The 12,582-nt window shown below is 67.2% G+C and carries 6 protein-coding genes; 5 read left to right on the forward strand and 1 reads right to left on the reverse strand.

Going from position 1 to position 12,582, the window contains the following annotated elements; translation table 11 throughout:
* Nucleotides 1–19 precede the first annotated feature (19 nt).
* Entirely contained in the window at nt 20–3,601 is a 3,582-nt protein-coding gene (gene pglX, locus AB0G74_RS23875; protein ID WP_361149730.1) for a BREX-2 system adenine-specific DNA-methyltransferase PglX, read from the forward strand.
* On the opposite strand, the gene AB0G74_RS23880 is transcribed toward pglX, so the two are convergent.
* Entirely contained in the window at nt 3,602–4,255 is a 654-nt protein-coding gene (locus AB0G74_RS23880; protein WP_361149646.1) for an ATP-binding protein, read from the reverse strand. It lies immediately after the preceding gene.
* 172 nt (nt 4,256–4,427) lie between these two features.
* Here AB0G74_RS23880 and AB0G74_RS23885 point away from each other — a divergent pair, with 172 nt between their 5' ends.
* From AB0G74_RS23885 to pglZ, 4 genes are all read left to right on the forward strand, one after another.
* The gene (locus AB0G74_RS23885) at nt 4,428–5,300 is read left to right on the forward strand and encodes a helix-turn-helix transcriptional regulator (protein WP_361149649.1); all 873 of its coding nucleotides are present in this window, start codon (nt 4,428–4,430) and stop codon (nt 5,298–5,300) included.
* A complete protein-coding gene (locus AB0G74_RS23890) occupies nt 5,297–5,503 on the forward strand; it encodes a DUF397 domain-containing protein (protein ID WP_361149651.1) in 207 nt (68 codons plus the stop codon). The genes AB0G74_RS23885 and AB0G74_RS23890 overlap by 4 nt, the downstream gene beginning before the upstream one ends.
* Nucleotides 5,504–5,714: 211 nt before the next feature.
* Nucleotides 5,715–9,632, forward strand: coding sequence for a phage resistance protein (locus AB0G74_RS23895; protein WP_361149653.1), 3,918 nt, complete (start codon nt 5,715–5,717; stop codon nt 9,630–9,632).
* Nucleotides 9,629–12,556: a BREX-2 system phosphatase PglZ gene (pglZ, locus tag AB0G74_RS23900; RefSeq protein WP_361149655.1), complete on the forward strand. Its 2,928-nt coding sequence runs from the start codon at nt 9,629–9,631 to the stop codon at nt 12,554–12,556. The genes AB0G74_RS23895 and pglZ overlap by 4 nt, the downstream gene beginning before the upstream one ends.
* Nucleotides 12,557–12,582: the final 26 nt, after the last annotated feature.

Here is a 12,582-nt window from a genome sequence, read left to right on the forward strand (position 1 = left end):
GCCGGAGCAGCTCGGCAGCATGCCGACGGACCGCGCGGACCGCGCCATGGTGGCCGGGCGGCTGCGGGCCGAGTACGACCAAGCGTTCAAGCTCGGACGCACGGCGGCGACCTGGAACGCCTGGCTGGACGAGCGGGTCACCCAGGTCGCGGTGGCCTGGGTGCTGGGCACTGTCTTCGTGCGCTTCTGCGAGGACAACCGGCTGATCCCCGAGCCCTACCTGGCCGCGGCCGAGCCCGAGCGCCGCGATCTCGCGGAGGCGCGGTACGCGCAGTACATCGAGGTGGAGCAGGACCCGACGTTCCGAGGCTGGCTGGAGCGTGCCTTCGAGGAGCTGGGTGCCGGTGAGGCCGGCAAGCTGCTCTTCAACCGTCGGCACAACCCGCTGTTCCAGATCCCGCTGTCCCACGACGGCGCGCGGGCGCTGGTGGAGTTCTGGCGCGAGCGGGACGCGGACGACGCTCTCGTCCACGACTTCACTGACCCGCTGAACGCGGACGGTACGGAGGGCTGGGACACCCGCTTCCTGGGCGACCTGTACCAGGATCTTTCGGAGGCGGCCCGGAAGACGTACGCGCTGCTCCAGACGCCGGAGTTCGTGGAGGACTTTATCCTCCAGCGGACGATGGACCCGGTGATCCGCGAGATGGGCGGCACCGTCGACAAGCTGAAGATGATCGACCCGACGTGCGGGTCGGGCCACTTCGTGCTGGGCGCGTTCGCCCGCATGCTGAAGGTGCTGACGAAGCGGGGCATCGGGCAGGACCCGCACGAGCGCGTCAAGATCGCGCTGGATGCGGTGCATGGGGTGGACCTGAATCCGTTCGCGGTGGCGATTGCGCGGTTCCGGCTGCTGATGGCAGCGATGGCGGCGGCGAATATTCGTACGTTGCGGGATGCGGCGCGGTACGACTGGCCGGTTCACTTGGCGGTGGGGGACTCACTGATCAAGGCGCGGCAGCTTGAGTTCGGGGTGAAGGACGCAAACGGCCAGGGCGAGCTGGTTTTCGTTGACCCAGAGGAGCAAAGGGACGAACTGGCCTACTTCTCTTACGCAACAGAGGACGTCCACGAACACAAGGGCATTTTGGAGCAGGGGCGGTATGACGTGGTAGTGGGAAACCCTCCATACATCACCGTCAAAGATAGAAAACTGAACGCGCTTTACCGGGACCTCTACAAGTCATGTTCGGGAGCATACGCACTGTCCGTGCCATTCGCCGAACGATTCTTTCAGCTGGCAAGGACAGGCGAACCGAGCGGGCATCATTTTGGGATGGTCGGCCAGATCACATCGAATTCCTTCATGAAAAGAGAGTTCGGCGCCAAACTGATCGAGGAGTACTTCGCACACAAGGTTGAGCTCAGCGAGGTAATCGACACATCAGGGGCATACATTCCCGGCCATGGCACACCCACTGTAATTCTAATTGGACGTCGCCGATCCGGCAATTCCCGCACGAGTACCATCCGCACCATTCGCAGCGTACGAGGCGAACCTGAAGTTCCCAACCAGGCCGAGAGAGGACTCGTATGGAATGCTATAACGTCCCAAATCGACCTCCCAGGATCAACGAGTAGGTGGGTATCAGCAGGAGACCTTGAAAGGGAATTCCATTTTGCAAAGCACCCCTGGATCCTGACAGACGGCGGCCTGGAAATGCTCGAAGAGATCGAGAGGTCATCGAGCGGACATCTAGCAAAGATTACCCAGAGCGTCGGAGCCGGAGCAGTCACGCGAGAGGACAGCGCTTACATGGTAGGCGCCGACTACCTCAGGCGCCGTTGCGTACCCGCAACACACCAACGCCCCTTGGTCGACGGAACAGAAATTCGCGACTACTCGATCAACAACCCCACATTCGCCTTTTGGCCATATTCCGAAGAAACACTTGAACCAGAGGCGCCTGACCCGGTACGGAAAGCTCTTTGGCCCACAAAGAGGATCCTGAGCGAGCGAACAGCTTTTGGAAAAACTCAAACCGGGCGCGGCTTGAAATGGTTTGAGTACTCAATGTTCTTCCCTGAGCGCTACAAGATCCAGCCCAGCATCACCTTCGCATTCGTGGCGACGCATAATCACTTCACCATCAGCCGAAGTGCCAACGTATTCCAGCACTCATCTCTGGTAATCAATTTTCGCGAGAATCCTTCCGAAGAGTACCTCATCGGACTTCTCGGGATCCTCGGCAGCTCCGTCACCTGCTTCTGGCTCAAGCAAGTATGTCACGACAAGGGGCACGGAGGAATCGGCGGGGGGATTGCCAGCGAAGACTGGGAGAAATTCTACGAATTCACTGGGACCAGACTCGAATCTCTCCCTCTCCCAAAAGAACAACCAATCGCCTTGGCATCCGCCGTAGACAGTCACTCTCAAGCGATCGCTGGCATTAGATCCACCACCCTTTACAGAGAAGGAGGAATTACCCCCACAGTCGCTAGCCTCAGAGAATTTCGCGAGGTTTGGGATTCAAATCGATCACAGATGATTGCGCTGCAAGAGGAGCTCGACTGGCAGGTTTATTCGCTATACAATCTTCACTCCGAGGATCTGCGCGCGCCCGAGGCAGACGTTCCCGAGCTTGCACTTGGCGAGCGGGCATTCGAGATTGTGCTTGCGCGGCAGGTTGCAGCCGGTGAAGCCTCCGGTGAGTGGTTTAAGCGGCACTGGTCCACGCCCATCACCGAGCTGCCCGAGCACTGGTCCGACGCCTACAGGGCTGTCGTGCAGAAGCGCATCCATGTCATCGAGACCAGCCGTGCCATCGGCATGATCGAGCGGCCCGAGTACAAGCGTCGCTGGGCCACCGAAGGGTGGGACGCGCTTCAGGACAAGGCTCTGCGGGCGTGGCTGCTCGATCGGATTGAGAAGCGCGAGCACTGGTACGACGAGAATGGGCAGCCCGCCATCCTCAGCCGTGCACAGCTCACCGACGTGCTCTCGCGCGACGAGGACTTCGTGTCCGTCGCGGAGATCTATGCGCCCCGCAAGGAGCTCGCAGACGTCGTTTCCGCCCTCCTCGCCGATGAGCACGTTCCCTTCCTCTCCGCGCTCCGCTACAAGCCCGCCGCCCTGAAGAAGCGAGCCGACTGGGAGCACGTCTGGGACCTCCAGCGTGAGGAGGACGCCGCGGCGGACGAGGGTGAGAAGCGCAGGATCCGCGACAGCATCCCCGTACCGCCGAAGTACACCTCCGCCGACTTCCTCAAGCCGTCCTACTGGCGGGCGCGAGGCAAGCTCGACGTGCCCAAGGAGCGGTTCATCTCGTACGCGACCGGCGCGATCTCCGGGACGCCCGAGCTGTTCGGCTGGGCCGGCTGGGATCACCGGGAGCAGGCGCAGGCGCTTGCCGCGTACTTCACCAATCACGGTGAGCTGTCGAAGGAGGAGATGACTCCGCTCCTCGCGGGGCTCCTCGAACTGCAGCCCTGGCTCACCCAGTGGCACAACGAGTTCGACGTTCTGTACAGCGGCTCCCCCGCAGCCTTCTTCGACGGTTACCGCGCCACCCAGCAGGGCGAACTCGGCCTCACCGACGACGACCTCCGCAACTGGCGGCCCGCAGCGGCGGCGCGCGGTCGGCGCTCCGCCAAGAGCTGATCACTCCGGGCTGTCCTTCCCGTCCCGGGACGGGAAGGACAGCCCGGAGCCGCGTACCGCAAGCGGTTCATGGGCGGGCACCCGCAGCGGGGGTCCATCGGCCAGGCCGAGGACAACGACCACACCTCCGGTCGCCTGCTGTTCCGACCGGACGCTGCGAATCGTGCGCCACTCACCCCAGAGCCGCACCGACTGGCCACTCCGCACCGCGATAGCCGCGATCTCCCGGGTAGCGGGGCACGGCACCAGGCCAGGAGCCTTCAGCTCGGACCACACCGTCTTGCCGATCCCGCCCACCCGCTGATCAACACCCCAGCGGTGGCTCAGCTCCTCCACGATCGACAGCCCCCGGCCATGGGGATCGTCGTCGTCCGGGACCTTCAGCTCGGGCCGCCCTGCCCCGGCATCGCTCACCTCCAGCCGCAGCAAGCCCTCCGTAGCCGAATGCGTGATCCGCACACCGACCTGGCGGTCCTTCGGCACACGGACCCGGAGGGCATTGGTGACCAGTTCCGAGATCACCAGCTCCGCCGTGTGCAGCAACTCGTCCCCGGCACCCCAACCGGCGAGTACCGCGTGCAACGCGGATCGTGCCCTGGGCACGCTGCGCGGTCGCCGCGACAGCCGGAAGTGGACGTCGATCTGTGCAGCCATGACAGCTCCCAAGAGATCGATGTACGCCAAGCCGCGTCGTCACCGATGCGGCACAAGGAGATTGCCGGGCAAACGACGATCCATGCAACGTTGAATGCATATCTAGCGCATGATTCATCCAATCGGGTAGTTCTAACGCGGTGAGTCGTCGCCGTCTGGTAGGGAGTGACCCATGCCAAACGTGAAGCCATCCACCGTCCTGGGGCGCCAACTCGGCGATGAACTGAGGCGTTCCAGGGAAGCCGCGGGACTGACCACCACGGCTGCCGCCGACGTGCTGGACTGCACGAAGGGGAAGATCAGCCGCATAGAGAACGGACACGTCCCCGTTCGCACACCGGACCTCATCGCTCTGATGCAGGCGTACGGAGTGACGGACGCGGAAACGGTGGAACGGCTGACTTCGCTCGCACTGAGGGCGAACCGCAGACGGCGCGAGGGTTGGTGGCACGAGTACGCCTCAGTTCTCAGTGACGCGTACCGCGACCAGATCGAGACCGAGTCGATCTGCGCCGGCATTCGCACCTACCAAGTGCAGTTGATCCCGGGGCTGCTGCAGACCCCCGAGTACGGGCGCGCCGTGACCGTGGCCTCACGTGCCTGGCGGACAGCCGAGGAGATCGACCGATTCGTCGAGGTCCGGCTCGCCCGGCAGGAGCGTCTGACCGGCGAGAATCCGATCGAATTCTGGGCGGTGCTCGCGGAAGGCGTCCTGCACCAGCAGGTCGGCGGACCAGCGATCATGGCAGCACAGTTGGAGCACCTGCTGGCGATGGCGCAGCAGCCCAACATCACCATTCAGGTACTGCCGTTCTCGCGCGGTGCCCACTCCGGAATGTTCGGCCCGTACGTGCTCATGAGCTTTCCCCAGCTCGCCTCTCTCGATCTCGTGCTCACCGAGGCGCCTACCGGCAACATCTGGATGGAGCGGGAGCCGGAAGTCGCCCAGTATCGAGCGCTCTTTGACGACGCGCGCATGACAGCATTGCCGCCAGCGGAGTCCCTGGCACTGATCCAGCGCGTCACCAAGGAGCACAAGACATGATCAAAGAAGGCCCGGCGGCAGTCGATAGCGACGACATAGCCTGCTGGCGTACGAGCAGCTACAGCGGCGGGCAAGGTGACTGTGTCGAGATCGCCGACAACATCCCCGGTGCCATCCCCGTCCGTGACAGCAAACGCCCCACCGGGCCCGTGATCACCTTTACCCCCCGCGCCTGGGAGGCGTTCGTCACGCGCCTCGGCTGACCTGCTCCGGCCTGGTGCAACCCTGCTTCTTTTCTTTATGCACCGAGGTACGATCGGCCGTGGTCCGCGGCCTGCCCGGACCCCGGCGGCGCCTCCGTCGAGTACCTCCCGGGGTCACCCGTACACCACGCGTGACGGCCTCGGCGATCCGCGCCGTCGAACCCTCCCCTCGCAGGACGACGACGCCGGAAACAGGAGACGCGCACCAGACATGGCCTCGAACGCCAACGCCGCCACAGCCCCCCTGCTTCGCGATGTGATCGACATCAAGACGTCGATCTCCACCTCCGACTTCGTCCTCAAGCTCGCCGAGGCGGTGACCGAGGCAGGGGCCGAGCGGGCGCTCCGTGACTATGTAGTGACCGAGCGGCTGCTGGACAACTTCGACGAGGCGCTCGGGCTGATCAAGGCCGCTCTCGACGGACAGACCTCGAAGGCCGCCTACCTCCACGGATCCTTCGGTTCCGGTAAGTCGCACTTCATGGCCGTCCTCCACTCGCTGCTCCGCGGTGACCGGGTCGCTCTCTCCCGCAACGAGTTCGACCCGGTCCTCGCCAAGCACGAGTGGCTGAGTGTGGAGCGCAAGCGGTTCCTGCTCGTCCCGTACCACATGCTCGGGGCGAAGTCCCTGGAGCAGCGGGTCCTCGGCGGCTATGTCAGCCATGTCAAGAAACTGCACCCGGAAGCCCCGACCCCCCAGGTCTACCGGACCGACGCGCTCTTCGAGGACATCCGCTCCCACCGGCAGCGGATGGGTGACGATGCCTTCATTTCCGGGCTCGCCGGAGCCGAGGGTGCCGAGGACGACGGCGACGACGAGTGGGGTGACGCCTTCTCCTGGACCCCTGACCTCCTGGACACCGCGCTGGTCGCCGAGGAGCTGGACGGCGGCGAGACCAATCTCAACCTGGTGAACCCGACCACGCCCGCCGAACTGCGCGCCAAGCTGGTGCACGATGCCAGCACCACATGGTTCCCCGGGTTCGCCAAGAACGCCGTCGAGGACGAGTACGGCTTCATCTCGCTCGACGCTGGCCTCGCCGTGATCGCCGAGCACGCGAAGTCGCTCGGCTACGACGGGCTCATCCTCTTCATGGACGAGCTGATCCTCTGGCTGGCCAACCGCATCCACGACCAGCGGTTCGTCTCCCGTGAGGCCGACAAGATCACCAACTTTGTGGAGGGTGCCGACTCCCGCCGCGCCATCCCGATCGTGTCGTTCATCGCCCGGCAGCGGGACCTGCGCGAGCTGGTCGGCGAGGAAACCTCCGGCGCCGCGGAGACGGCGATCCAGGACAGCCTCAACCTCGCCTCCGGCCGGTTCGACAAGATCACCCTGGAGGACCGCAACCTCCCGCAGATCGCCAACGCACGCCTGCTGCGCCCCAAGGACGCCGAAGCCGCCGCCAAGCTCGACGCGGCCTTTGCGAAGATCAAGCGGGTCGGCCCCCAGGTCTGGGACACCCTGCTCGGCTCCGACGAGGGAACCACCGGTGCCGACGAGGACTCGTTCCGGCTGACGTATCCCTTCTCCCCCGCTTTCATGGACACCCTGGTCCATATCTCGTCGGCGCTCCAGCGCTCCCGTACAGGTCTGAAGCTGATGGGCCAGCTCCTCGCCGACCACCGGGACGACGCCACCCTCGAGGGCCTCATTCCGCTCGGTGACCTCTACCCGGTGATCGCCGACGGCGGTGACAAGCCGTTCGTGGACAGTCTGAAGGCGGAGTTCCAGGCCGCCGACAAGCTGTACCGCACCAAGCTGCGCCCGCACCTCCTCGCCACGTACGACGTCACCGAAGAGGACATCGAGCGGTACCGGCACCGCCGCGGCACGATCACCGATCCGCAGCTCACGGGCCGCTGCACGGGCTTCGTCGGCGACAACCGGCTGATCTGCACCCTCCTTCTGTCTGCTCTGGCTCCCAGCGTCCCCGCCCTGCGCGATCTGACCCTGCGCAGACTCAGCGCCCTCAACCACGGTTCGGTCCTCTCCCCCATCCCGGGCGCCGAGGTCGGAGTGATCAAGGCCAAGGTCGCCGACTGGTCCGCGCGCTTCGTCGAGATCAAGCCCATCGGTACCGACACCAACCCCGGGGTCCGCCTGGAGCTGGCCGGTGTCGACGTGGACTCGGTCATCGCCAACGCCAACGTCAACAACAACCCGTCCAACCGCCGGTCCCTGGCCAAGCGGCTGCTGGCCGAGGAGCTGCGGGTCCAGCGCCAGGACCAGCTCGGCGACGCCGACGAGCTGCGACTGGTATGGCGCGGGTCGAGCCGGACCGCGGAGGTCGTCTTCGGTGACGCCGCGAACACCGACACCATGCCCGACCACGTCTTCGTACCGGACCGCGAAGGCCAGTGGCGCCTGATCGTCGACCTGCCGTACGACGAGAGCTCGCATTCGGCCCGCGAAGCGGCCAACCGTCTGGAGCGGCTCCGGGAACGGCCTGGTCTGGCGCCGCAGACCATCGCATGGATCCCCACGCGTCTGTCGGCGGCCCGTTTCCAGGACTTCCAGCGGCTGGTCACCATCGACTACGCCCTGGCCGACGAGCGCCGTTTCGACACCCAGTACGCCCAGCACCTCAACGCCGACAACAGGGCCCGTGCCAAGGCCCTGCTGCAGGGACAACGAGAAAACCTCCGGAAGACCGTGAAGGCGGCCTTCCGGCAGGCGTACGGCTGCGCGCAGAAGGTGCCCGCCGATGTCGACACGTCCTTCGAGGACCATTTCGCGTCGCTGCGCGAGGTGCCCGACCTCCGGGTCTCGGTCGGCCAGTCCCTCGGGGACGCCATTCGGCACATCGCCTCGAAGGCGCTGGCGCAGCAGTTCCCCGCGCACCCCGATCTGGACCCCGACAACACCGGCACCTCCTTCAAGACCGCGGATGTGCGTACCGTCTTCGGCTATGTTCGGGCGGCTGCCGAAGCCGGTGATCGGCAGGCCGAGGTCCAGGCAAAGGACCGGACGGCGATGCGGCGCCTCGCCGAGCCGCTTCAGCTGGGCCAGCAGAAGGAGGCGTACTTCCGGCTGTCGACCCGCTGGGTGGAGCATTTCGCGCTGCAGGCCCGCACCGACGGCGGTCCCGGTGATCTGACCGTCGTCAAGCTCACCGACTGGATCGACAAGCCGCAGCCGATGGGGCTCGACCCGCTGCTGGCGAACCTGGTGATCTCCGCGTACGCGGAGATGGACGACCGGGTGTGGGTACGGGCCGGATCTCCGCTGGACCCGTCGCCCGAACCGGCCGGAGTCAAGCCCATCGACGCCCTGCGCACCCAGCCGCTGCCCGACGAAGAGGCGTGGGAGGAGGCGGGACGGAGGTCCTGGGACATCTTCGGCCAGAAGCCGCCGACGCTGCGCCGCGGTCGGCTGGTGGGCCAGTTCGCCCGGCAGATCACCGCACAGGCGGCCCAGTACCACGACGATGTGAGGGCCCTCGTCGATCAGTTGGAGCGCCACACGATACTGCTCGGGCTGGACAGTACGGACGAATCCGGCCGACTGGCCCTGGCCCACCGCTCCCACGGGCTTCTGGAGGAGCTGCTCCGACTCGGCGGTACGGGCGGCGGTTCGGCCACCCCCAAGCAGATCATCACCGCTTTCGCCGCCTACGACCTGGGCGACGTGCCACCCAGTCGCTACAGCACCTCGGTCCGGCAGGCGGAGGTGGTGAAGAACGCACTCGTCACGGCCGCCTGGGAGCTGCTGAGCCTGGCGGACCGGTACGGTGCGGCCGGTGAGGCCGTGCTGGAGACGCTGCGCGGTGCGGCACGGGTCGATCAGCGGACCGCAAAACTGGAGGACGCGCTCAAAGAAGCGAAGCAGTCGATGGTGAAGGTGCTGGAACGCGCCAAGGCCCCCGCTGCTCCGGTGGCTCCGACCGCTCCGGGCGTATCCGCCCCGGTAGAGCCCCGGCGGCCGGACGACATCGACCTCAACGACGGTTCCAGCAGCCCGCCCGTCCCGACCACGCATCCGACCGGTGGCCGGGCCAAGCGCCGGTCCGGCGGCGGACGGACCAAGGCCGCCCGGGCCCTGGCGGAGCTGCACGCGGAGCTGGCCGAGCTGGTGGCCGCCGAGCCCGACGCGACGGTCGAGATCAGCTGGCGGGTGGTCGAGTGAGCCGACAGGCCCGGACCGCCGGCTCTGTTCCGACCAGCGCCGTACGGCTCAACACGGCCACCGTCACCCAGTATTTGACCGCCAGGACCAAGACCTTCGCGTCGTCCGGGCGTTGCGTCGTACTGCTGCGTGCGACGCCTCAGTGGGACGGGGCTCCTGAGGTGGCTTGGGGCGAGAGCGGGCAGGCCCGGGTCGCCCCGGCCTCGTCCCCACTCGCCGTCTACGAACTGGCGCTCGCCCATCTGGCGCCCGGAGCCGACGGCCCCGCGGTCCTCGTGGTCCTCACCGACCGCGAGGAGTCGGAGCTCGGTCCCGACGTTCTCGCCAAGGTGCACAAGCAGCGCATCAACGCCGTCGACATCTGGGATGTCGTGCGCCAGTCCTTCCGTGCGGGGGGCGACACCGAGGGGCGGCTGCTGGATGCCAACTGGGCGGCCGAGGCGCTCCTGGACGCCACCCCGCCCGGGGGCTGGCCGGCCCTCACCGGCGGCATGCTCAACCGGCGGGACGCCCTGACCAAACTCGCGCTGCGACGGCTGGGTATCGGCCGGTACGACCCCGACCGGCCCGCCGACGGGCCGACGCTCGGGGACGACGTACTCGACGTACCCGCGCTACTGCGGTGGTCGCTGCAGTCCGGCGGGCCGGACCGCTTCCTGGCCCTGCGCGCCGAAGAGCGGACGGGCCTGGCGGACTTCCTCGGTGAGGACGAACAGGGCGGGCAGGCGGGACAGGCACTGCTGGCGCTGGTGGCCGCCGAGCACGGAGCGGACGCGGTGGCCTTCGGTCTGCTGTGCGCGGCCCTGTGGGTACACACGGACGTACAGGCGGATGCCGATGTCTACCGGGCCCGGGGACGGGCGGAACGCTGGTTCGGGGAGGAACCGCCGGTCCGCGGTGAAGCACTCGACTCGATGGTCGCGGCCTTCGGCAGGGCCTGTGAGGAGTTCGTCTCCGGTCTGCTGCTGGCAGGCGTCTCGGCCCGACCGGAGTCCGAAGAGGCCGTCGCCGCGGCACGCCGGTTGATCACCGCCCTGCTGAACCGGGCCGGGGTACTCGTCCGGCAGGTCGGCGCGGAGACGGCGGCGCGGCGCAGCCCGTTGCTCCGGGAGGGACTGGAAGCGCGGTTCGCCGAAGCCGGGCACGCGCTCACGGCCCGTACCCCGGAACAGCTGGCCGTCGCGCTGGGGTCGCTGCGGGCCCACCGGCTGGCCACTGGCGAGGACGAGTCCGTGCGGATCGAGCGTGCCGTCATGGCGGGGAGGCTGGCCCGGTGGCTGGCGACCCGGCCCGAGGCCGAGATCCCGCATGTGGCGGAAGCCGTACAGCGGCATATGCGGGAGACCGGCTGGGTGGACATGGCGCTGGAGCATGTCCAGGCCGGCGGTGACACCGACCCCGTTCTGAAGTCGGCGTACGACCGGTTGTGCACCTCGGTCAGGGAGCACCGACGGGCCATCGACAGAGCTTTTGCTCGGACGCTGGCCGTCTCGACCCGGGATGGTCAGGACTCCGCCTCGATGCTCACGGTGGAGACTTTCCTCCCGGCAGTGGTGGCACCGGTGGTAGCGGATCTCACCGAGCGGCGGATACTGCTGCTGGTTGTCGACGGGATGAGCACGGCCGTCGCCGTCGAGCTGGGTGAGGAACTCCGCGAGTCCTGGGCCGAGTACGATCCGCTGCCCGGGATCAAGGGCACGCCCGAGCGGCGAGGGATGGCCGCGGCGCTGCCCACGGTCACCGCCGTCTCCCGGACTTCGCTGTTCGCGGCTCGGCTGATGCAGGGAACGCAGCAGGACGAGAAGCGGCTTTTCCCGGCGCACCGGTTCTGGGGCGGACGGCAGGCGGCGGTCTTCCACAAGAACGATCTGCGGGCGGACAGTGGGGGCGACGGGCTCGGCCCCGAGCTGCTGGCAGCGCTCGAAGGCGATCTCGCTCATGTGGCCGTGGTGCTGAACACCGTCGACGACCGGCTGTCCAGCGAGCAGAAACTCGGCGACGGTTCGTGGCGGCTGTCCCACATAGGAGCGCTCCGGTCTCTGCTGCGATACGCCGCCGTGCAGGGTCGGGCGGTGATCCTCACCAGCGACCACGGCCATGTGATCGACCGGTACGCGCAGCCGGTGCCCGTGGATCAGGCGCAGTCGGCCCGGCACCGCGCGGCCGGAAGTCCGGCGGAGCCGCTCGCCGAAGCCGAGGTCAGGCTGTCCGGGCCACGGGTGGTCGCCCCGGATCCGGGCGGTGAGATCGTGGCCCTGTGGGACACGGACACCCGCTACGGCAGTCGGCGGGCCGGATACCACGGTGGCGCCTCACTCGCCGAGTTCGTCATTCCGGTCATGGCTTTTCTGCCGCTCGGAGCCACCCCGCCCAAGGGCTGGCGGGAGTTGGGAAGTCAGCGGCCGGCCTGGTGGAACGCCGAAGCGTCGGGCGCCGTCCCGCAGACCCGGGAGCCGGAGTCAGCACCGCTCACGCGGACCGTGGCGAAGGTGTCCGCGAAGCGCTCCAAGGCGGCGGCGGAGCTGGCCAGGAGCCACGACGCCCTCTTCGACGAGGTGGTGGTTCCCTCCTCGCCGAGCCAGGACAGTCTGCTGTCCGTCGCGCTGGTCGCACCCGACGAGGCGCTGGTCGGAGCACTGCTGGCCTCGGAGACGTTTGTCCTGCAGGTCGACATGCTGGCCCGTCGGCCGGATATGGCACGCATCGAACAGGCCCTGCACGCCCTGCTCGGATCCGGCGGGACGCTGCCCGTCACGGCACTCGCGCAGCGGGTGAATCTGCCGCCGTCCCGGCGTCCGGAGGGGTTCGCAGCCGTACTGCGCCAGTTGCTGAACTACGACGGAGTCCAGGTGCTGGAAACCTTGGCGGACGGGCGGACGCTGCGACTCGACACCGGCCTCTTGCGGCAGCAGTTCGAACTGTGAACGGGGGTGGGCCCGCGGCTGGCTCC

Origin of the sequence: Streptomyces sp. NPDC020875 (assembly GCF_040641415.1) — a bacterium.
Lineage (GTDB): Bacteria > Actinomycetota > Actinomycetes > Streptomycetales > Streptomycetaceae > Streptomyces.

What these genes read in the sequence shown, in the direction of transcription:
- AB0G74_RS23880 (WP_361149646.1), bottom strand. Translation starts at nt 4,255, where the DNA reads ATGGCTGCACAGATCGACGTCCACTTCCGGCTGTCGCGGCGACCGCGC.
- pglX (WP_361149730.1), top strand. Translation starts at nt 20, where the DNA reads ATGCCGACGGACCGCGCGGACCGCGCCATGGTGGCCGGGCGGCTGCGG.
- AB0G74_RS23885 (WP_361149649.1), top strand. Translation starts at nt 4,428, where the DNA reads ATGCCAAACGTGAAGCCATCCACCGTCCTGGGGCGCCAACTCGGCGAT.
- AB0G74_RS23895 (WP_361149653.1), top strand. Translation starts at nt 5,715, where the DNA reads ATGGCCTCGAACGCCAACGCCGCCACAGCCCCCCTGCTTCGCGATGTG.
- AB0G74_RS23890 (WP_361149651.1), top strand. Translation starts at nt 5,297, where the DNA reads ATGATCAAAGAAGGCCCGGCGGCAGTCGATAGCGACGACATAGCCTGC.